Here is a 19,662-nt window from a genome sequence, read left to right on the forward strand (position 1 = left end):
GTTCGGCCCGGCTCTGAGCCCTGCTGCGCCCGCCGCCGCCGAGGTGGCCGAATCCGATGAGCGGGAATTCCGGGCGCTTCCGACCCGGTGGTAACTTCCGCGAGTTGATCTGGCCGGTCGCCCCCACGCGGCGACGGCGATCCCTCTTGCAAGGAAGTCACATTGCACCGCCATTCCCTTCCCCGCCCGTCCGCTCCCGCCGCCCGCGCAGCGGTGTCGGCGGTCCTGCTGGCCCTGTTCACCGCCGTCCCGGCCTCGGCCGCCGCGGCGGCCGGCTCAGGACCCGCCGCCACCCCGGCGCCCCACCTCGATGCGGTGGAGCAGACGCTCCGCCAGGTTTCCCCCGGCCTCGAAGGCCAGGTGTGGGAACGCACCGGCGGCAATATCCTGGACGCCTCGACTCCCGGCGGCGCCGACTGGCTGCTGCAGACCCCCGGCTGCTGGGGCGACGACACCTGCACGGCACGGCCGGGAACCGAGCGGCTCCTCTCGAAGATGACGGAGAACATCTCCCAGGCGACGCAGACCGTCGACATATCGACTCTCGCACCGTTACCCGACGGCGCGTTCCAGGACGCCGTCGTGGCGGGTCTCAAGTCCGCGGCCGCGCGCGGGAACAGGCTCAAGGTGCGCGTGCTGGTCGGTGCCGCGCCGCTCTACCACCTGAATGTGATGCCGTCGAAATACCGTGACGAGCTCGTCGCCAGGCTGGGCGCGGACGCCCGCGACATCGACCTGAACGTCGCTTCGATGACGACCTCGAAGACGGCGTTCTCGTGGAACCACTCCAAGCTCCTCGTGGTCGACGGCCGGTCCGTGATCACCGGCGGCATCAACAGCTGGAAGGGCGACTACCTGGAGACCGCCCACCCGGTCGCCGACGTCGACCTCGCCCTGCGCGGGCCGGCCGCCGCGTCCGCCGGCCGCTACCTGGACGAGCTGTGGTCCTGGACCTGCCGGAACAAGGGCAGCATCGGCAGCGTCTGGTTCGCCTCGTCCAACGGCGCCGGGTGCATGCCCACGCTGGCCCGCGACGACGCTGCGGCCGAGCCTGCGGCGAGCCCGGGCAGCGTACCGGCCATCGCCGTCGGCGGACTCGGCGTCGGAATCAAGCGCAACGACCCCTCCTCGGCCTTCCGCCCCGCCCTGCCGAGCGCCCCCGACACCAAGTGCGTCGTCGGCCTGCACGACAACACCAACGCCGACCGCGACTACGACACGGTCAACCCGGAGGAGAGCGCCCTGAGGACGCTGATCTCCAGCGCGAACCGGCACATCGAGATCTCCCAGCAGGACGTCAACGCGACCTGCCCGCCGCTGCCCCGCTACGACATCCGCGTGTACGACGCCCTCGCCGCCCGGATGGCCGCCGGCGTGAAGGTCCGCATCGTCGTCAGCGATCCCGCCAACCGCGGCGCCGTCGGCAGCGGAGGCTACTCGCAGATCAAGTCGCTCTCGGAGATCAGCGACACCCTGCGCGACCGCCTCGCCCTGTTGACCGGCGACCAGGGCGCGGCCAGGGCCGCGCTGTGCTCGAACCTCCAGCTGGCCACGTTCCGCAGCGCGCAGAGCCCGAGGTGGGCCGACGGCCACCCGTACGCGCAGCACCACAAGGTGGTCTCCGTGGACGACTCGGCCTTCTACATCGGCTCCAAGAACCTCTACCCGTCGTGGCTCCAGGACTTCGGATACGTGGTGGAGAGCCCGACGGCGGCCGGGCAGCTCGCCGCACAGCTCCTGACCCCGCAGTGGCAGTACTCCGGCGCGACGGCCACCGTCGACCACGAACGCGGCATCTGCCCGGCCTGACCCGCGGGGCTGCCCGGCCCGACCCGCCCGCCCCCGGCAGCGATTGCCGGGGGCGACCCGGGCGGCTGCGCGGCGGCGGGTGGAGCTCGTCCACTGCGCGCCCGCCGGCCGTGCCGCCTTCACCTGGCGTTCGCCCGGGGCCCGCAGGCTCGGCTCGAAAGACTGCCCCTCACACCCGCCACCACCGTGGCCCCCACCCGGGAGCGACCATGAACTCTGCCCCGATGCCCGCCGCCCGGCCGCGCGAGCAGCGCCTGCGCCGGTACCTGATGTGCCGCCCCTCCCACTTCGAGGTGGTCTACGCGATCAACCCCTGGATGGACCCGGAGAAGCCGGTCGACACCGACCTGGCCGTCCTCCAGTGGGAGCGGCTGCGCGAGCTGTACCGCGAGCTCGGGCACACCGTCGAGCTGATCGACCCCGTGCCGGGCCTGCCCGACATGGTCTACGCCGCCAACGGGGCCACCGTCGTCGACGGCCGCGTCCTCGGCGCCCGCTTCCGCAACGCCGAGCGGATCCCCGAAGGGCCGGCGTACCTGGACTGGTTCCGCGAGAACGGCTTCACCGAGCTGCACGACCCGGAGTACGTCAACGAGGGGGAGGGCGACTTCCTGGTCACCGCAGGCTTCGTCCTGGCCGGCCACGGCTTCCGCAGCGACGAACGCAGCCACCAGGAGGCGGAGGCCTTCTTCGGCCGGCCCGTCATCAGCCTGGAGCTGGTGGACCCGCGCTACTACCACCTCGACACGGCGCTCGCCGTCCTCGACGGTGACGAGATCATGTACCACCCGGAGGCTTTCGCCCCCGGCAGCCGCGCCCTCCTGGAGACGCTCTTCCCCGACGCGCTGCTCGTATCTGCCGAGGACGCCGCCGTGTTCGGGCTGAACGCCGTCAGCGACGGCCTGAACGTGGTGCTCCCCGAGGCGGCCGAGGGGCTGGCCCTCCGGCTGCGCGAGCGCGGCTTCCACCCGATCGGGATGGACCTGTCCGAACTCCTCAAGGGCGGCGGCAGCGTCAAGTGCTGCACCCTCGAGATCCGGCCCTGACCCGCGTCGAAGCCGGTGTGCCGCAGCCCCGGGCGGGGCTGCGGCGGGTACGGGATCAGTGGAAGAGCATCGAGGCGTCCCCGGCCGCCGTCGTGACCGAGCCGGGGCACAGGAAGCTGCCCGAGGTCTTGGTCGCGGTGAAGGCCTGGTTGACGTACTTGCGCGTGGCTCCGTCACGGTTCCACGTGATGTTCGTGGCCTTGTAACGGCAGGAGATGAAGCTCTGCTTGCCCGTGATGTCGATGGCGTCCGTCCTGGCGAGGCCGGCGGCGTCGTCGAAGGTGAACGCGGGGTTGTTGTTGAGGGAGGCGGTGATGCTGCCGCTGCAGCCGAGGTTGCCGCCCGGTGCGTTGATGGTGGTGCGGTCGACGCTCAGTGCGCTCGGGGGGTTGGCGCTGGTGTGCGCGTTGGTCCACGTACAGGTGTTGCCGGCGACGACGATGACGCCGTCGACCTGCTGGTCGGCCGTGGGGCCGAGGGCCGTCGCCGACGTCGCTCCGCCGACGATCACTGCTGCTGCCAGGGCGGTCACGCCCGGCCATGTCGAGATCTTCATCCTGTCGCTCCTCTTCGCCACGTCCTCGTGGGGTGTGAAGCGGGGCCCTGGGGGGCCTCGCCGGCGTGCGCCCGGCCGTCGGGGGCGGTTTCCGTCATGGCCGGGGGAGAGAGCTTTCGAGACACGCCGGGGAAGGTCCCACAGGGACCTTGAAATGTCAGGCCCATGTCAACAGATTGGCCGGATGGCTCCGGTCCCAGGGAAAGGCGTGGAACGGATCGGCTCCCGTTGCTCTCTAGCCCTGTGCGCACGCACCGGCGGCGCCGCCGGACCGGCCGGTCCGTGCCGACACCACGCAGAGAGTTCCCCTGATTCGTGAGTCTGACAAGCGGCATGCTCCTGATCGTCGTCGTACTCGCCACGCTGCTGGCCTTCGCGTCCGCAGTGTGGCAGTGGCCACGCCTCGGCGGCCGGGGCCGGCGGACGGTGTTCGGCCGGGTCGGCGTGGTGCTGACGCTGCAGGTGCTGCTGCTCGCCTCGATCGGCCTCACGGCCAACCGGACCTTCCTCCTCTACGGTTCCTGGGCGGACCTGGCCGGTGTGGAACGGCCGATGCCCCCCATGGGCGAGGGCGCGCAGGCAGGCTCGGGGGTGCGGCTCCTCGGCCGGCAGCCGACGGACGTGCCCGGCGGCGGAACACCGCACGTGGGCGGCGAGATCGAGAAGGTCACGGTGCAGGGCGAGCGGTCCAAGGCCGCCGTCCAGGCGTACGTGTACCTGCCGCCGGAGTACTTCCAGAAGGGGAACGAGAACAGGAGGTTCCCGGCCACCGTCGTGCTCACCGGATTCCCGGGGATGGCGCAGAACCTGCTCAAGGGGCTGGACTACCCGAAGACGGCGTGGAAGCTCGCCAAGCAGAAGAAGATGCCGCCGATGATCATGGTCATGATGCAGCCCTCGGTCGTGCCCACCCGCAACACCCAGTGCATCGACGTGCCGGGCGGCCCGCTCAGCGAGACCTTCTTCGGTACGGACCTGCCCAAGGCGATCTCCGGCGCCTACCGCGTCGGCACCTCGCCCTCGAACTGGGCCATCATGGGGGATTCCACGGGGGGTTACTGCGCACTGAAGGTCGCGTTGGAGCACCCGGAGCACTATGCGGCCGGGGTGGGTCTCTCGGCGGACTACAAGCCGGAGATAGACGAGGACTCCGGCGATCTGTTCCACGGGAACACCGCCGAGGAGAAACGATCCGACCTGCTGTGGAGCCTGGACAACCTGCCGCAGGGCAAGTCCTCCTTCCTGGTGGCGACCTCCCAGCAGGGCGAGGGGAACTACAAGCCGACGCAGAAGTTCATCGAGAAGGTGAAGGCGCCGGCGCGCGTCTCGTCGATCACCCTCGACCACGGCGGGCACGGCTTCAACACGTGGAGGCGGGAGATCCCGCCCGCGATGGAGTGGCTCGGCGGCCGCATCGGCGCCGAGTGACCTCCGGCGCGAACCGGCACGGGCCACCGGTACCGGCACCGGCACAGGACGAGGAACAGGACGAGGCATGACCCAGAACGCGGCAACCACCACCACGCCACCCCTCCCGTGCCCCTTCGACGCGTCGTTCGCACGCGACCCCCACGCCGTCTACGCGCGCCTGCGCGCCACCGGGCCGGTGCACCGCGTCGCGCTGCCCGACGGCTCCCCGGTCTGGCTGGTCACCCACGCGTCGGACGTACGGGCCGGGCTCGCCGACCCCCGCTTCTCCGTCAACAAGCGGCATTCGACGACCGGGTTCAGCGGCTTCTCCCTCCCGCCGGCCCTCGACAGCAACCTCCTCAACATCGACCCGGAGGACCACCTGCGGCTGCGCCGCCTCGTGTCGAAGGGCTTCACCGCCCGGCACGTCGAGCTGCTGCGCGCCGACATCCAGGAGTCCGTCGACGAGCTGACCACCCGGCTCGCCGACCGGATCGCCCGCTCCGGCGAGGCCGACCTGGTCGCCGAGTTCGCCAGACCGCTGCCGCTGCGGACCATCGGCGCACTGCTGCACGTCCCCGCCCCCGACCAGGACCGGTTCTCCGACTGGGTCGCCACCCTGCTCGCCCCGCGCTCGAAGGAGGAGCTCGTCGCGGCCATCGGCCACGTCCACCGGTTCCTCGTCGACCTGGTGGCGCAGCGGCGCGCCCGCCCCGGCGACGACATGCTCTCGAGCCTGATCGCGGCGCGCGACGAGGAGGACCGGCTCACCGAGGACGAGCTGGTCTCGCTCGCCTTCCTGATCCTGATGGCCGGCGGCGAGACCGTCCAGCACGTCGTCTCCGGCGGGGTCCTCACCCTGCTCACCCACCCGGACCAGCTCGCCGCCCTGCGCGCCGACCCCGCCCGGCTCCCCGAAGCCGTCGAGGAGCTGCTGCGGTACGCAGGGCCCAACCAGACGGCCATCCGCCGCTTCCCGACCGAGCCGGTGGAGATCGGCGGCGTCCGCATCCCGGCCGGCGACACGGTCCTGTTCTGCCTGGCCTCGGCACACCGCGACCCGGCCCGCCACCCGGACTCCGACCGCTTCGACATCGACCGGGAGGACAAGGCCCACCTCGCGCTCGGCCACGGGCTGCACTACTGCCTCGGCGCGCCGCTGGCCCGCCTGCAGATCACGCTCGCGCTGGGCGCCCTCCTCGACCGGCTGCCCGGGCTCCGCCCGGCCCGCCCCGTGGCGGAGCTCCCCTGGACGAGCACGTTCCGCTTCCACGCCCTGCGGGCCCTGCCGGTCACCGCGGACCTCCGGTAGCCGGACGGCGGACGGGGCCGCGTCGTCCGGATGCGGCCCCGCCCGTCCCGGCGGAGGCTGGGCCCATGCACCATGCGCCGATCCTCGTCCACCCGATCGCCCCTGCCGGGGGCCGCCGGATCTCCCTGCGCGCCGGCGGGCAGGACACGGTCCTCGGCATGGCCTTCAATGACGCCGACGTGATCGAGTTCCTGCGCCGGGCCGGGGTACCCGATCCCGACGATGTGGTCCTCGGCGGCTCCGCACTCGTGGAGTGGCAGGGCGACGAGCCGCACACCTACGAGGCCGGGCCCTCGGACACCGACATCCCCTGATGCCGACATCCCGTGACGCCGCACCGCGAACCCGGCGCCCAGGGCGGTCGGGCAGGCACCATGGGGGTGGTGGCTGACCCGAGCCGTCCGTTCGGGAGATCCGGGAGATCCGGGAGAGAAGGGGATCGGCATGCTGAAGGCCTTCACCGACCTGTCCACGCCGCTCGTGGCCGATGCCTGCGTCCGCATCGGCGTGCCGCTGCGCGTAGCACCGCCCGGCATCCGCGCGGTGCTGCCGGAACACCGGCTCGCCGGACGCGCGCTCCCGGTCCGCCACTACGGCAGCGTCGACGTGTTCTTGGAGGCGTACGGATCCGCCGAGCCGGGCGACGTCCTGGTCATCGACAACGGCGGACGGTCGGACGAGGCCTGCGTGGGCGACCTCGCCGTGCTCGAGGCCGAGACGGCGGGCGTGGCGGGCCTCGTGGTGTGGGGGCTGCACCGCGACACGCCCGAGCTGGCCGAGATCGGCCTGCCCGTGTTCAGCTACGGAAGCCACCCGCCCGGTCCGGTACGGCTGGACGAACGCGAGCCCGAGGCGCTGGTCACCGCCCGGTTCGGGCCGCATCTGGTGGGTGGCTGGGACTTCGTCTTCGGCGATGCGGACGGTGTGCTGTTCGTCGCCGCCGACCGGGTGGAGGAGGTGCTGGACACCGCGCTCCGGATCCGGGAGACCGAGCGCGAACAGGCCCGCCGGATCCGCTCGGGCGACACCCTGCGCAGCCAGACGGCGTTCGCCGACTACCTGGTCCTGCGCGAGGCCGACCCCTCGTACACCTTCCGCCGGCACCTGCGCCGGACCGGCGGCGCCATCGAGGAATGACGGCGCCGCCGTACCCCGGCTGTGCGGATCAGCCCCGCGCCGCCGGGCACGTGGTGTCGCCGGCCGGCAGGGTGCCCTCCAGCAGATAGCCCTCGACGTACGCGTCGACGCACGCGTTGCGGTTCTGGAACTGCCCGTGGTCGCCGCCCTCGACGGTGACCAGGCGCGATCCCGCCAGCCCCCGGTGGGCGCGTACGGCGGCCTCGTAGTACGTCGCCGGATCGTTCTTCGAGTTGAGCATCAGCACCGGAGGCAGCCCCTCGCCGGTGACCTTGATGCGCGGCGCCTTGGAGCGCGGCCAGTTCGCGCAGACCGCCGCGTACGTCAACTCCCGTGCCCCGGCCAGGGGATGGGTACGCGTGGCCTCGGCGCTCTCCTTCACCCAGTACCGGCTGTCGCGGTTCCACGGGGTGTCGCCGCAGGTGACCGCGGTGAAGTCGGCGACGAAGTCCGCGCCCATGACGTGCTTCAGCTGCCCCGCGACGGCCTTCCTCGTCTCCGCCGGCGCCTGGTCCGGATGTTCCAGGAAGCCGAGGAGCGAGGCGAGGCCGGCGAACTGGTCGGTGTTGTACAGGGCGCTCGTTGTCGCCGCATCCAGGTGGTCGGGCGTGATGACCGTTCCCTCGACGTCCAGCGGCCGGTCGTGCAGCGCGGCCCGCAGCCGCTCGTACGAGGCCTGCGCCTCCTCGGGGGTGCGCCCCTGGTGGTACGTGGCGTCGTTCTTCGCGAGCCACGGCAGGAAGTCCTGCTCGAACCGGCGCTGGAAACTCATCGGCTGCCCCGTCAGGAAGGACTGCCAGTCCCCGGTGAAGTCGACGTTGCTGTCGAGGACGACCCGCTCCACGCGGCGGGGGAACTCGGTCGCGTAGTACGCCCCGAGGAAGCTGGCGTACGAGGGCCCGTAGTACGAGATCTTCTCCGCGCCGAGCAGCGATCGGTACAGGTCCATGTCGTGCACGGCCTGATCGGTGGTGATGTACGGCAGCAGCCCGCCCGAGTTGCGCTCGCAGTCCCGTACGAAGTCCCGGGCGCGGTCGAGGGTCTGCCGGACGGCGGTCGCCGACCGGTCGCGCAGATCGCCGCCGCCGAACATGGCGTCGACCTTGTCCTGGTCCGCGCAGACCACCTTCGAACTCGCGCCCACACCGCGCTGGTCGAAGCCGACGATGTCGTACACCTCCGCCAGCTTCGGGCTGTACGAGGCGAGCCGGGCCGGCCGCAGGAGCCCCGAGGCCCCGGGGCCGCCGGCCGCCATCATGAGCACGCCCCGGCGCTTCGCCGGATCGGCCGCGCGGTGGCGGGAGACCGCGATCGTCAGGCCCGGTCCGGAGTCCGGGTGGTACCAGTCCCGCGGGACGGACATCGAGGCGCACTCCAGCGCGCCGCCCGGACAGGGCTGCCAGTCGAGCTGCTGGTGCAGGTAGCGGCCGGGTGTCCGCGGGCTGTTCCCGCCGCCCGCGCCGGCGGGCGCGGCGCTCGCGTGGCCGACGGGCAGGACGGCTGCGGCGAGCAGCCCGCAGGCGGCGGCCGCGAGCCATCGGGCAGGCTTCTTGAACACGTGCATGTCTGAACTCCCCCTGGGGTCCGGCAGGTCCCCTTGATCGTCCCGCGCCGGCCCCCCGCCCCTCGATACCACTGCCATCCGCTTCGGGGGTGGCAGTAGTGCCACCCCCTCCCGGGCCGGGGGCGGCTTTGCCTCCGCCCGGGAAGTCCGTAGCAGAACCGATACTTCAGGCCTCTGTGACGTGTATCGCACGCAGCGCTACATTGCCCACGCCCCGCAGCTGCGGGGAGGCGCCGCACCTGCGGCCGGGGGAGGGGCATCGACGATGGGCTCTGGAGTTCTCGCGAAGCTGGGCAGCGTGATCACCGCCAAGACGGCCGCGGTGGCGGCCGCAGGTGCCCTGGTGGTGTCCGGCGCCGTCGGGGTCGGCGTCTGGGCGGTCAACGGCGGCCCGCAGCTGGTCGTGGTGCAGCGCAGCGCCTCGGTGTCGGTCCCGGCGCGCGGCGAGCAGGCCGCGATCGCCCCGTGCCAGGCGCACGAGAAGGCGCTCGGCGGCGGGTACGCGGTCACCGGCACCGGCTTCGCCACGAGCAGTCTCTTCGTGGGCGACGCCTGGCTGACGGCCGCCTACAACCCGGACGACGCGCCCGCCACGCTCACCTCGTACGCCCTGTGCATCAACGCGAAACCGGAGTTCCGCGGGGACGCCGACTGGTCCCAGACTGCGCATGCCTACCACGACCGGCGGGACAAGATGGGCACCGACAGCGTCGGCGGGGCCATCCACGACCTCACGATCGGCGGGCCGTTCCGCGACGCGGCGCACAACGCCTCCCCCTCGCTGTCCTGCCCCGGCGGCTTCACCTCGCTGGGCACCGAGTTCCGGGCGGGCCGCACCCTGACGGGCCGCGCCGTCGCGCCGGTTCCGCTCGACACCCTGACCACGCAATCGGCCATCGCGGGTGCCCAGCCCTTGCCCCGCGTCATGCTCAACCCGGGATCCCGGCTGAGTACCGGTGTGTTCCCGCTCCGCACGTCCGAGTACATCGAGCACCAGACCCGGATCGAGGATCCGCAGCCCCCGGAGGCGAACTACGCGGTCACGGTCCGGCCGATCTGTGTCCGGCTCAAGGACGTGTCCGTGGCCACGACGAAGGTGGCGGTGGCCGCAGGCGGCAGCGCGTCCGGCGTCGTGTCCTGCCCGAAGGGGAAGCTGGTGGTCGGCGGAGGCTTCCAGTTCCCCGCCGAGAACGAGGAAACCTCCCCCCAGGCCCCGACGCGCTTCTTCGGCGACGGCTGGCTGTACGCGCCGACCGACGCACCGGCTGCCGGTGAGTCCTCGGGCAGCAAGGTGAAGGCCTGGCACGTCACCGGCAGGAACCAGCAGAAGGCCGGTCTCGACTATTACAACTCGGTCTGGATCGAGCACAGCGACCGCGAGACGCTCACCGGCAACGGTTACTTCGACACACACGGCCGGGGCCCCGACGACCAGGTACTGCGCGCCCTGGCCGTGCCCGACAGCCAGGAGATGGTCGCCAGCGCGGTCTGCGCCACGATCGACGCCAAGCCCACCGAGCCGGCCAAGGCCCCCTCGCCGCCCGTCGTCACCCGGCCGGAACTGCCGCACGCACTCGACCCGCTGCCGGGCGCGACCGGCGGCACGGGCTCCGCCTCACCCTCGGCCCCGACCCCCGGCGCCTCGCCCACGACGAGCCCGACCGCCTCGCCCGGTACGTCTCCCACGCCCGGCAGCCCCAACAGCCCGGGCACCCCGACCACGGGCGGCCCGAGTCGGCCGGCCACCCCGTCGCAGGGCAGTTCGCCGACCCGCCAGCAGCCGCAGGCACCGACGGTGAGCATCCAGCAGCCCGGCGCCGGCGGACAACTGAGGCGCGGCTGCGAGGAGTCGTTCGCCGGGACGGCCCGGACCCGCCCGGGCAACCAGCCCGTCACCGACCCGCAGTACACGAGCTGGCGGATCACCGGGCCGAACGGGCCGGTGACGCTGGGCGCGGGCGCCTCCGGCCGCTTCCTCGTCCCGCTGCTGCCCGACGGAACGTACAAGCTGGTGTTCAGCGCCACCGATCCGGCGGCCGGACTCACCGGCAGCGCGGAGGTTTCCGTGAAGATCGTCGGCTGTCTGCGCTGAACACAGAAGGCTGAACGGGGAACACCCTTCGGGGGAACGGCGCCGCGAGGGTGGCCGGGGTTCCGGACGGAGAGGATCATGAGGAGGGCGCCGGCCCGCCGGGCCCCGCCTCGCCACCGAGTCCAGGAGGTACGTGTGTCTGCCGCGTCGAGCACCGCGTCGTCGAGTTATGCATCCGGGGTCTTCGAAGTGCCGCTGCTGGGCGACACGATCGGCGAGAACCTGGACCGCACCGTCCGCCGGTTCCCCGACCGCGACGCCCTCGTCGACGTCGCCGCCGGGCGCAGGTGGACGTACGCGCAGCTCGCCGCCGATGTCGACGCCCTCGCGCTGGGCCTGTTGGACCTGGGCATCGTCAAGGGGGACCGGGTCGGTATCTGGGCGCCCAACCGCGCCGAGTGGACGCTGGTGCAGTACGCCACCGCCAAGATCGGGGCGATCCTCGTCACCGTCAACCCGGCTTACCGTACGCACGAGTTGGAGTACGTCCTGCGGCAGTCCGGGATCCGGCTGCTCGTCGCGGCGGAGCGCTTCAAGACCTCCGACTACGCCGGGATGATCGAGGAGGTGCGGCCGCACTGCCCGGAGCTGGAGTTCACGGTCCTGCTGGACGGGCCGCGGTGGACGTCCCTGCTCGAGCAGGGACGCCGGGGCGACCCGGCCGAGCTCGTACGGGCGGGGGCCGGGCTCAGCCCGGACGACCCGATCAACATCCAGTACACCTCGGGAACCACCGGCTTCCCCAAGGGTGCGACCCTGTCGCACCACAACATCCTCAACAACGGCTTCTTCGTCGGCGAGTTGTGCCACTACACCGAGCAGGACCGGGTCTGCATCCCGGTGCCGTTCTACCACTGCTTCGGCATGGTCATGGGCAACCTCGCCTGCACCAGCCACGGCGCTGCGATGGTCATCCCGGCGCCGTCGTTCGATCCGGAGGCCACCCTCGCCGCGGTCGAGGCGGAGTCCTGCACCTCCCTGTACGGGGTCCCCACCATGTTCATCGCCGAGCTGGCCGCGCCCGGCTTCGACGCGTACGACCTGTCCGGCCTGCGTACGGGGATCATGGCGGGCTCGCCGTGCCCGGTCGAGGTGATGAAGGAGGTCATCGAGCGGATGGGCATGCGCGAGGTGTCCATCTGCTACGGGATGACGGAGACCTCGCCGGTCTCGACGCAGACCCGGGCCGACGACTCGGTCGAGCGCAGGGTGTCCACCGTCGGCCGCGTCGGACCGCACCTGGAGGTCAAGGTGGTCGATCCGCAGTCCGGACGGACCGTGCCCCGCGGCGAGCCGGGGGAGCTGTGCACCCGCGGCTACTCGGTGATGCTCGGTTACTGGGGCGAGCCGGAGCGCACCGCCGAGGCCGTCGACGCCGCGCGCTGGATGCACACCGGAGACCTGGCGGTGATGGACGGGGACGGCTATCTCAGCATCACCGGGCGCATCAAGGACATGGTGATCCGCGGCGGGGAGAACGTGTACCCGCGCGAGATCGAGGAGTTCCTCCACGCCCATCCGGACGTGCTGGACGTCCAGGTCATCGGCGTCCCCGACCCCAAGTACGGGGAGGAGCTGATGGCGTGGGTGCGGATGCGCGAGGGAGCGGAGCCGCTGACCGCGGCCGCCGTCCGTGCCTTCTGCGACGGACGGCTGGCCCATTTCAAGATCCCGCGGTACGTGCACGTCGTGGACGAGTTCCCGATGACGGTGACCGGGAAGATCCGCAAGGTCGAGATGCGCGAGACGGCGGCCCGCCTGCTGGAGGTCTCCTCCTAGCAGCCGGGCCGAACGGCGCGGTTCAGTTGCGGGGGGACAGCTCGGCCATGGCGCTCCAGCCCTGGCCGGGCACCTCGACGTGGATGATCTCCGGCGTGCTGGCGATGGCGCCCGCGAGGGTCTCCATACCGGCCTTGAAGTGGTCGGACGCGACGTGCGCGGCGCCCGCCTCGGCGTCGGTGAAGGCTTCCAGGAGCGTGTACTTGTGGGGGTCGTCGACGCTGCGCGACCAGTCGTAGAAGAGGTTGCCCGGCTCGTTGCGGGTGGCTCGGGTGAACGCGTCGACGAGGGTGAGCCAGTTGTCGCTGTGCTCCGGACGGACGTCGAACCTGACGGCGATGAAGATCATGCCGACCAGCCTGGCAGGCCGCCGCGGGCCGCGCATCCCCATCGCGCCGTATTTCCGACAGGGTCGGAAAACGGCCTGCCGGGCGTCCTCACCCGCAGTCCGCCGCGGCCTGCGCGAGCGCGCTGCGGATCTCCTGCGGGCGCCGCCGGAACTCCCCGGTCGGCAGGGACACCGACAGGGCCTGCACCGCGTCGCCGTCGCCGTCGCCGCCGCTCCCGCGCGGCAGGGCGACGGCCAGGCAGGTGTACGAGGGATCGGCCTCCCCGACGGAGAGGGCGAAACCCTGCCACCGGACCCGGGACAGCTCCGCCTCCAGCAGTTCGGCGCTGGTGATGGTGGCCCCGGTCAGGCGGGCCATTCCGTGCTCGGCCAGGTACCGCCGCCGCAGCGGCCGGGGCAGCTCGGCGAGCAGCGCCTTGCCGTGCGCGGTGGCGTGCGCCCGGGTCTCCCGCCCGGGGGTGAACGGGTTCGCCGCGTCCGTGACCGGGGCGGTGGTGTCGACGACGGTGATCAGGCCGCCCCGGTAGGCGGTGTGGTACGCCTCGGCGCCGGTGGCGCGCCGCAGCCGGGCCAGCAGATCGGCCATGCGCGGCGCGGGCTCCAGCTGCCGCAGCAGGCTCCGGTGCAGCCCGGGGATGCGCGGTCCCAGCCCGAATCCCTGCGCGGTGCGGACGAGGTACCCGCGTGCGGTCAGCGGGGCCAGCAGGTGGTACGCGGTGGACAGGGAGCACCCCGTCCGGCGTGCCAGCGCCTTGGCGCTGACCGGCCCGGCCGCGTCGGCCACGGCGTCGAGGATCGCCAGCGCGCGGTCGACGGACTGCGGACCGGTGGGCGGCATGGTCGGTTCTCCCGAGGTGGTGACGGCACGGATCCCCGAGCCTATGCCGCAGCGGACGGGCGGCGTTCATCGAACGTTGACCGGACGCAGAGGGGGAGCGTGCACAGTCGTGCGCATGGACAGCGAACACGGCACCCCCGCACGGCGGTACGACCCTGCGGCAGCCGCGGACCTCACCGGCATCCGGCTCGCCCACCGCGCGATCCTGGCCGACATCGAGCGCCTCGCCCGGCTGCTCGCCGCTCTCGCCGCGGCCGCGGAACCGGCCGGGCCCGCGCGGGCGGAGGCCGTCGCCCGCTACGTGCACCGCTACCACTCCGTCGTACGCGGCCACCACCGCGGCGAGGACGAGATCCTGTGGCCGGTGGTCCTGGACGCGGTACCCGACGCGGCCGATGCGGTGGCCGGCATCGTGCGCTTCCTCCACGACCACGAGGCGCTCGACGCGCTCCAGGCCGCCTGCGACGCGGCCGCGGACCGCTTCGCCGCCGAACCCGGCCGCCACGCCCGGCGGCTGGCCGGGCTCCTCGCCGACCAGCGGGATCTGCTGGCCGAGCACATCGAAGCCGAGGAGCAGCACGTGTTCCCGGTCATCGCCGCCCGGGTGCCCGGCGCCGCCTACGCCGCCGCGGAGGCGCGCATCCGCAGCGCCGACCGGTCCGCCGACCCGGCCTGGGCCCGCGCCTGGCTGCTGAGCCACGCCACCGAGGACGAGGCCCGCCGCCTGCTGCCCGGCCCCGCCGCCGACCCGGCTGCGCGGGAACCCCTGCTCCGGGCGTACGCCGCCGAAGTGGCGCTGGTGTTCGCGGCCTGAGCGCGGTGTCAGCCGTCCGCCCACTGCCGGGCCAGCGAGGCGAAGGCGCGGGAGGCGGCGCTCTCGTACGCGCTCTCGCGGCGCAGCAGGACCACGGTCCGCGCGGGGAGGGCGGGGGCGAGCGCGACGGGGTGCAGCGGGGTGTGGTCGCGGGTGAGGGCGTCGGGGAGCACCGTGGCGAGCCCGGTGCGCCGGACGATCTCGGTGAGGGCGCTGATGGAGTTGGCCTCCACCGCGATCGGCGGTGCGACCCGGTGCCGGTGGAAGTACGCGTCGATGTGGGTCCGGGTCGCGAAGTCGCCGCTGAGCAACGCGAGCGGGCACGCGGCGAGTTCGGACACCGGCAGGGGCTCGCTGCGCCCGGCGTGCGGGTGGGCGGGGCCGACCACCAGGCCGAGGGACTCGGTGAACAGGTCGGTGGCGCCGACGCCGGGCAGGTGCGCGCCCCGGAAGGCGATGCCCAGGTCCACGGCATCGGCCAGCAGCGCCGACTCCAGCCGATCCTGCGTCATCTCCTTGACGTTCAGGGTGATTCCGGGGTGCCGGGCATGGAGTTCCGCGGCCAGCGGGCCGAGCAGGTACGCGGTGAACGTCGGCGTCATGGCGAGGCGCAGGCTGCCGCGGGAGAGGTCCGCCACGTCCAGGACGGCCCGCTCGGCGGCGGCCAGGTCCTGGAGTGCGCGGCGCGCGTACGGGACGAAGGCCGCGCCCGCGTCGGTCAGGCGTACGGCGCGTCCCGTACGGTCCAGCAGCCGGACCCCCACGGTCCGCTCCAGCTGCTTGATCTGCTGCGACAGCGTGGGCTGCGAGAGGTGCAGCTCCTCGGCGGCGCGGGTGAAGCTGCCGTGTTCTGCCACGGCCAGCAGATAGCGGAGATGGCGCAGTTCCAGAGGCATGGGCACCACTATAGATGTCACCAATACAGATCATGAATAGTGCGTCTTGGACACTATAGGTACAGGTCATGCAGGGTGGATCTCGTCAGCCCGACCAGGGCGGGCACCACCGAAGGGAGTGACCGTGCAAGACCTCGCCGAGGGCGTCGCGCACTTTCAGCAGGACGTCTTCCCGGCCAAGGCGGAGCTCTTCGCCCGCCTGGCGACCACCCACCGGCCGCACACGCTCTTCATCAGCTGCTCCGACGCCCGCGTCGTCCCGGAGCTGATCACCCAGCGGGAGCCTGGCGAGCTGTTCGTCATCCGGACCGCCGGCAACCTCGTACCGGCCCGTGCGGCCGCAGCCGACGGCGGCGACGGCGGCGACGGCATTGACGGGGTCGCGGCCAGCATCGAGTACGCGCTCGCCGTCCTCGGCGTCCGCGACATCGTGGTCTGCGGACACTCCGCCTGCGGCGCCATGACCGCACTCGCCGCCGGCCAGGACCTGGCGGAGCTGCCCGCCATCGCCGGCTGGCTGCGCCACGCGGCGCCCACCGGGACGCCGCAGGACGGCGTCGAGGCACTGATCCGCAACAACGTCGCCGCGCAGCTCGCGCACCTCGCCACGCACCCCGCGGTGGCCCGCGCCCTGGCCGCGGACGCCGTCACCCTGCACGGCTGGGTCTACGACATCCCCACCGGCACGGTCGAGCGGATCGATCCCGCCTCCGGCCGGTCCGCCGCCCTCGCGGCCTGAATCCGCCCTTCCCGCCACTCCACCCCAGAAAGGGAACCTCCCGTGATCCACGCCCAGTTCGACCCCTCCGCCCGCCAGGCCCTGGCCGCCGCCGCCGTTGACGCCAAGATCCGCAAGGACCTCACCTGGCAGCAGATCGCCGACGCGGCCGGCCTGTCGGTCGCCTTCGTCACCGCCGCGGTACTCGGCCAGCACCCCCTGCCGGCCGCCTCCGCCGAAGCCGTCGCCGAGCTCCTCGGCCTCGACGCCGACGCGGCGCTGCTCCTGCAGACGATCCCGACCCGGGGCTCGATCCCCGGCGGCATCCCGACCGACCCGACCGTCTACCGCTTCCACGAGATGCTCCAGGTCTACGGCACCACCCTCAAGGCCCTGGTCCACGAGCAGTTCGGCGACGGCATCATCAGCGCGATCAACTTCAAGCTGGACGTCAGGAAGGTCGCGGACCCCGAAGGCGGCGAGCGCGCCGTCATCACCCTCGACGGCAAATACCTCCCCACCAAGCCCTTCTAGGCACAGGCGTCGAGGAGCGTCTCGGCGACCGCAGTGCGGGCGTACAGCACCGAGCGGCCCGCACGGTGCGCGCTGACCAGGCCCGCGTCGCGCAGCGCGGTCAGGTTCTGGGACACCCCCGCCGCCGAGAGCCCCGTACGGCGGGCCAGCTCGGTGGTCGAGGCGGGCGCCGCGAGCTCCGTCAGCAGCAGGGTCCGCGAACGGCCGAGCACGGCGGCGAGGGCCTCGGCCTTCCCGGTCGGCGGCCGCGAGGCCCACAGCGACCCCACCCCGCGGGCCGGATAGGCGAGCTGCGGCGGATCCGGCGGCGTCATCCGGGTCAGCAGGCCCGGCCCGAGGAAGGCCGAGGGCACCAGCAGCAGCCCCCTGCCCGCCGTCTCCCGGGACAGGGGCCGGGTCCGGCGCACCAGCCGCAGGGTGTTGTCGTCCCACTGCACCGCACTGTGCAGCTCGTTGATGACCTGGCCGGCACCCTGCTCGGCGGCCTGCCGGGCCCGGTGGAAGACGTCGGCCTCCAGCACCGAGCGGATCCGGGCCCAGTACGGGGCGAGCGCGAGCTTCCAGTACGCCTCGATCTCCTCCGCCAGCCGGGGCAGCCGGGCCTGCGGGTCCGCGTGCAGGGCCCGGGCCCGGGGCCCGAGCGGGCCCTGGTGGTAGCGCAGGTGGTCGAGGTTGCGGCGGACCGGGTCGGCGGCAGCGGCCAGGACCCCGGCCAGCTCCGCCGCCAGGGCGGGGGCCGGTCCGGCGGGCGCAGGGTTGAGGAAGTGGGGTACGTACCCCTTGGGCGGGATCAGCTCGGCGAGCCAGCCCCGGTCCAGCCCGGCGGCCGCCAGCCGGGGCCGTACCTGCTCCGCCCACGGCCGGTACACGGGCGAGACGGCGCCGTCGTTCAGCAGCCGCCGGAAGCTGGTCACCACCTCCCACAACGGCGAGACGGCGAACCGCATCTGCGCCAGATCGCCCGCCGAGAACGCCAACTCCGCCAGGAGGACCACCCCTTGGATTCACCCATGCCTGAATCAATGGCCTCGAGCCTACTGTGCGGAGATCATTCCGGCATGACCACTCAGACGATCACCGCGGCCGCCTCGGGCACCTGGAAACTCGGCGACCTCGAAGTGAACCGCATCGGCTTCGGCGCGATGCGACTGACCCAGAACGGCCCGGCGTTCGCCCCCGGCGCCGCCCCCAGCGACCGCGGCCGGGCGATCGGCGTACTGCGCCGCGCCGTCGAGCTCGGCGTCAACCACATCGACACCGCCGCCTTCTACTTCTCCCCGCTGCGCTCCGCCAACGAGCTGATCAACCAGGCTCTGGCACCGTACCCGGACGACCTCGTCATCACCACCAAGGTCGGCCCCGGCCGAGGCCCGTCCGGGCAGTGGCTGCCGCACGCCACCCCGGAGCAGCTGCGCGGCCAGGTCGAGGAGAACCTGCGCCAGCTCGGCCGCGACCACCTCGACGTGGTGAACCTGCGCATCGTCGGGACCGATTCGATCGCCGAGCGCTTCGGCGCCCTGGCCGAGCTGCGCGAGGCCGGGCTCATCCGCCACCTCGGCCTGTCCAACGTGCAGCCCGAACACCTCGCCGAGGCCCGGGCCATCGCGCCGGTGGTCTGCGTACAGAACCTGTACGGGCTCGGCGCCCGGCCCGAGCAGGAGGCCTTCCTGCGCACCTGCGGCGAGCAGGGCGTGGCCTTCGTGCCGTTCTACTCGATCGCCGGTGCGGGGCGCGAAGCGGGCGCGAGCGGCGCCGAGCACCCGCAGGTGCTCGCCGTGGCCCGCGCCCACGGGGCGGGCCCCGCCGAGATCCGGCTGGCCTGGACCCTGCACCGCGGACCGCACGTCCTGGCCATCCCCGGAACCGGCGACCCGGACCACCTCACGGCCAATGTGGCCGCCGGCGCCCTGCGGCTGTCCGCCGAGGACCTCGCCGTGCTGGACTCGCTGCACTCCGGGGGAGCGTGACGGCAGACGTCCCACCGGGGGCGGACCGACTGCCGGCCCGCCGTCCGCCCCGCCGCGGCGGAACGGACGGCCGGGCGCCCGGTCAGCGGGGACCGAGCGGTCCCTTCCCGGCCACGGTGTTGCCGGTGACCGTGCCGTCGGCGCCGGCCAGGGTCACGGCGTGCCGGACCCCGTCGGGACCGAGGACCACGGCCAGCCAGGCGCTGCCGCCGCCCTGCTGCGCGACGGCGCGCAGCGATTCGAGCTTGCCGCCCTCCACGGCGGCCGTGGCCTTCTCGACGGCCTGGGCCGCCGCCAGCGCGGGCAGCGGCACCGGGGCGCCCTTGGCGGATCCGTCCGCCCGGCCTCCCGGCCCGCGGCCGCCCGGTCCCCGGCCCGTGAGGCCGCGGTCGCCGTCGACGACCTCGGGCTCGGCGCCCTTGTGCAGCTTCGGGCCCTTCGGGCCCATCGGGCCCTGTGCCGGCATCCCCGCACGCCCGTGCTCGCGGACCTTGAGGGCGAAGCCGTCCCGCATGTGCTCCCGGTGGCCGTGCTCGGCAGCCGCCACCGCGGCCGCCCCGCCGCCGATCAGGACGACCAGCCCGAGGGCGACCCATCGCGTGCGCCCCTCACGGGCCAGCCGGGCCAGCCGGCCGCGGCGACCCGCCACCGTACCGGTCGCGGTCGCGTCGGCCTTGGCCTCGCCCGGGCCCGCGGGCGGCTCGGGGGGCTGGGGACTGGACTGAGTCATCGGTATGCTCCTCGCGTTCTCCGAGCACCCTGCCCGGCTCGGCAGATCCTGCGCGCCCGATGCTGAAGCCCCGCTGAAGCCACCTGAAGACCTCTTCAGCAAGCCGTCGGC

The 19,662-nt window shown here is 73.0% G+C and carries 19 protein-coding genes; 12 read left to right on the forward strand and 7 right to left on the reverse strand.

Features of this window, described 5'->3' with window-relative positions; all coding sequences use genetic code 11:
• Window positions 1-162: 162 nt before the first annotated feature.
• Window positions 163-1,809: a phospholipase D-like domain-containing protein gene (locus OG299_RS35075; RefSeq protein WP_327363678.1), complete on the forward strand. Its 1,647-nt coding sequence runs from the start codon at window positions 163-165 to the stop codon at window positions 1,807-1,809.
• A gap of 209 nt (window positions 1,810-2,018) precedes the next feature.
• The gene (gene ddaH / locus OG299_RS35080) at window positions 2,019-2,855 is read left to right on the forward strand and encodes a dimethylargininase (RefSeq protein WP_327363679.1); all 837 of its coding nucleotides are present in this window, start codon (window positions 2,019-2,021) and stop codon (window positions 2,853-2,855) included.
• Between the two features lie 55 nt (window positions 2,856-2,910).
• Here ddaH and OG299_RS35085 read toward each other — a convergent pair whose 3' ends face one another.
• Window positions 2,911-3,411 carry a hypothetical protein gene (locus OG299_RS35085; RefSeq protein ID WP_266632225.1) on the reverse strand — a complete coding sequence of 167 codons (501 nt, stop codon included), beginning with the start codon at window positions 3,409-3,411 and terminating at the stop codon, window positions 2,911-2,913.
• 315 nt (window positions 3,412-3,726) lie between these two features.
• Between OG299_RS35085 and OG299_RS35090 the strand changes: the two genes are divergently transcribed.
• The 4 genes from OG299_RS35090 (at window position 3,727) to OG299_RS35105 (ending at window position 7,270) form a co-directional block, all read left to right on the forward strand.
• Window positions 3,727-4,839 (forward strand): alpha/beta hydrolase, encoded by a 1,113-nt coding sequence (locus tag OG299_RS35090; RefSeq protein ID WP_327363680.1) that lies wholly within the window; start codon window positions 3,727-3,729, stop codon window positions 4,837-4,839.
• 67 nt (window positions 4,840-4,906) lie between these two features.
• Window positions 4,907-6,133 carry a cytochrome P450 family protein gene (locus OG299_RS35095; RefSeq protein ID WP_327363681.1) on the forward strand — a complete coding sequence of 409 codons (1,227 nt, stop codon included), beginning with the start codon at window positions 4,907-4,909 and terminating at the stop codon, window positions 6,131-6,133.
• A gap of 65 nt (window positions 6,134-6,198) precedes the next feature.
• A complete protein-coding gene (locus tag OG299_RS35100) occupies window positions 6,199-6,447 on the forward strand; it encodes a hypothetical protein (RefSeq protein WP_327363682.1) in 249 nt (82 codons plus the stop codon).
• Window positions 6,448-6,577: 130 nt separating this feature from the next.
• Window positions 6,578-7,270, forward strand: coding sequence for an RraA family protein (locus OG299_RS35105; protein WP_266632233.1), 693 nt, complete (start codon window positions 6,578-6,580; stop codon window positions 7,268-7,270).
• A 28-nt stretch (window positions 7,271-7,298) separates the two neighbouring features.
• On the opposite strand, the gene OG299_RS35110 is transcribed toward OG299_RS35105, so the two are convergent.
• Window positions 7,299-8,834: an alpha/beta hydrolase gene (locus OG299_RS35110; RefSeq protein ID WP_327363683.1), complete on the reverse strand. Its 1,536-nt coding sequence runs from the start codon at window positions 8,832-8,834 to the stop codon at window positions 7,299-7,301.
• Window positions 8,835-9,099: 265 nt separating this feature from the next.
• On the opposite strand from OG299_RS35110, the gene OG299_RS35115 reads away from it, so the two are divergent.
• Window positions 9,100-10,926: a chromosomal replication initiator protein DnaA gene (locus OG299_RS35115; protein WP_327363684.1), complete on the forward strand. Its 1,827-nt coding sequence runs from the start codon at window positions 9,100-9,102 to the stop codon at window positions 10,924-10,926.
• Between the two features lie 135 nt (window positions 10,927-11,061).
• Window positions 11,062-12,705: an AMP-binding protein gene (locus OG299_RS35120; protein WP_405704509.1), complete on the forward strand. Its 1,644-nt coding sequence runs from the start codon at window positions 11,062-11,064 to the stop codon at window positions 12,703-12,705.
• A gap of 22 nt (window positions 12,706-12,727) precedes the next feature.
• On the opposite strand, the gene OG299_RS35125 is transcribed toward OG299_RS35120, so the two are convergent.
• On the reverse strand, window positions 12,728-13,054 hold the full coding sequence (locus tag OG299_RS35125) for a putative quinol monooxygenase (protein ID WP_266632241.1): 327 nt from the start codon (window positions 13,052-13,054) through the stop codon (window positions 12,728-12,730).
• 88 nt (window positions 13,055-13,142) lie between these two features.
• Window positions 13,143-13,892, reverse strand: a complete 750-nt coding sequence (locus tag OG299_RS35130) for an IclR family transcriptional regulator (protein ID WP_327363686.1) — start codon at window positions 13,890-13,892, stop codon at window positions 13,143-13,145.
• A gap of 115 nt (window positions 13,893-14,007) precedes the next feature.
• On the opposite strand from OG299_RS35130, the gene OG299_RS35135 reads away from it, so the two are divergent.
• On the forward strand, window positions 14,008-14,706 hold the full coding sequence (locus OG299_RS35135) for a hemerythrin domain-containing protein (RefSeq protein WP_327363687.1): 699 nt from the start codon (window positions 14,008-14,010) through the stop codon (window positions 14,704-14,706).
• Window positions 14,707-14,714: 8 nt separating this feature from the next.
• On the opposite strand, the gene cynR is transcribed toward OG299_RS35135, so the two are convergent.
• Window positions 14,715-15,602, reverse strand: a complete 888-nt coding sequence (gene cynR, locus OG299_RS35140) for a transcriptional regulator CynR (RefSeq protein ID WP_327363688.1) — start codon at window positions 15,600-15,602, stop codon at window positions 14,715-14,717.
• Between the two features lie 124 nt (window positions 15,603-15,726).
• Here cynR and OG299_RS35145 point away from each other — a divergent pair, with 124 nt between their 5' ends.
• Window positions 15,727-16,341: a carbonic anhydrase gene (locus OG299_RS35145; RefSeq protein WP_327363689.1), complete on the forward strand. Its 615-nt coding sequence runs from the start codon at window positions 15,727-15,729 to the stop codon at window positions 16,339-16,341.
• A 42-nt stretch (window positions 16,342-16,383) separates the two neighbouring features.
• Window positions 16,384-16,854 carry a cyanase gene (gene cynS, locus OG299_RS35150; RefSeq protein ID WP_266632251.1) on the forward strand — a complete coding sequence of 157 codons (471 nt, stop codon included), beginning with the start codon at window positions 16,384-16,386 and terminating at the stop codon, window positions 16,852-16,854.
• Here the strand turns inward: cynS and OG299_RS35155 are convergent.
• Window positions 16,851-17,801 carry an ArsR/SmtB family transcription factor gene (locus OG299_RS35155; protein ID WP_327364658.1) on the reverse strand — a complete coding sequence of 317 codons (951 nt, stop codon included), beginning with the start codon at window positions 17,799-17,801 and terminating at the stop codon, window positions 16,851-16,853. The genes cynS and OG299_RS35155 overlap by 4 nt on opposite strands.
• 111 nt (window positions 17,802-17,912) lie before the next feature.
• Between OG299_RS35155 and OG299_RS35160 the strand changes: the two genes are divergently transcribed.
• The gene (locus OG299_RS35160; RefSeq protein ID WP_327363690.1) at window positions 17,913-18,821 is read left to right on the forward strand and encodes an oxidoreductase; all 909 of its coding nucleotides are present in this window, start codon (window positions 17,913-17,915) and stop codon (window positions 18,819-18,821) included.
• An 82-nt stretch (window positions 18,822-18,903) separates the two neighbouring features.
• Here OG299_RS35160 and OG299_RS35165 read toward each other — a convergent pair whose 3' ends face one another.
• The gene (locus OG299_RS35165; RefSeq protein WP_266632255.1) at window positions 18,904-19,551 is read right to left on the reverse strand and encodes a hypothetical protein; all 648 of its coding nucleotides are present in this window, start codon (window positions 19,549-19,551) and stop codon (window positions 18,904-18,906) included.
• Window positions 19,552-19,662: the final 111 nt, after the last annotated feature.

The organism is Streptomyces sp. NBC_01296, assembly GCF_035984415.1.
Taxonomy (GTDB): domain Bacteria; phylum Actinomycetota; class Actinomycetes; order Streptomycetales; family Streptomycetaceae; genus Streptomyces.

Excerpts from the sequence above, each read along its gene's own strand:
- OG299_RS35155 (WP_327364658.1), bottom strand. The coding sequence starts at position 17,801 with ATGCGGTTCGCCGTCTCGCCGTTGTGGGAGGTGGTGACCAGCTTCCGG.
- OG299_RS35160 (WP_327363690.1), top strand. The coding sequence starts at position 17,913 with ATGACCACTCAGACGATCACCGCGGCCGCCTCGGGCACCTGGAAACTC.
- OG299_RS35130 (WP_327363686.1), bottom strand. The coding sequence starts at position 13,892 with ATGCCGCCCACCGGTCCGCAGTCCGTCGACCGCGCGCTGGCGATCCTC.
- OG299_RS35095 (WP_327363681.1), top strand. The coding sequence starts at position 4,907 with ATGACCCAGAACGCGGCAACCACCACCACGCCACCCCTCCCGTGCCCC.
- OG299_RS35125 (WP_266632241.1), bottom strand. The coding sequence starts at position 13,054 with ATGATCTTCATCGCCGTCAGGTTCGACGTCCGTCCGGAGCACAGCGAC.
- ddaH (WP_327363679.1), top strand. The coding sequence starts at position 2,019 with ATGAACTCTGCCCCGATGCCCGCCGCCCGGCCGCGCGAGCAGCGCCTG.
- OG299_RS35165 (WP_266632255.1), bottom strand. The coding sequence starts at position 19,551 with ATGACTCAGTCCAGTCCCCAGCCCCCCGAGCCGCCCGCGGGCCCGGGC.
- cynR (WP_327363688.1), bottom strand. The coding sequence starts at position 15,602 with ATGCCTCTGGAACTGCGCCATCTCCGCTATCTGCTGGCCGTGGCAGAA.
- OG299_RS35110 (WP_327363683.1), bottom strand. The coding sequence starts at position 8,834 with ATGCACGTGTTCAAGAAGCCTGCCCGATGGCTCGCGGCCGCCGCCTGC.
- OG299_RS35085 (WP_266632225.1), bottom strand. The coding sequence starts at position 3,411 with ATGAAGATCTCGACATGGCCGGGCGTGACCGCCCTGGCAGCAGCAGTG.
- OG299_RS35100 (WP_327363682.1), top strand. The coding sequence starts at position 6,199 with ATGCACCATGCGCCGATCCTCGTCCACCCGATCGCCCCTGCCGGGGGC.
- OG299_RS35135 (WP_327363687.1), top strand. The coding sequence starts at position 14,008 with ATGGACAGCGAACACGGCACCCCCGCACGGCGGTACGACCCTGCGGCA.
- OG299_RS35105 (WP_266632233.1), top strand. The coding sequence starts at position 6,578 with ATGCTGAAGGCCTTCACCGACCTGTCCACGCCGCTCGTGGCCGATGCC.
- OG299_RS35115 (WP_327363684.1), top strand. The coding sequence starts at position 9,100 with ATGGGCTCTGGAGTTCTCGCGAAGCTGGGCAGCGTGATCACCGCCAAG.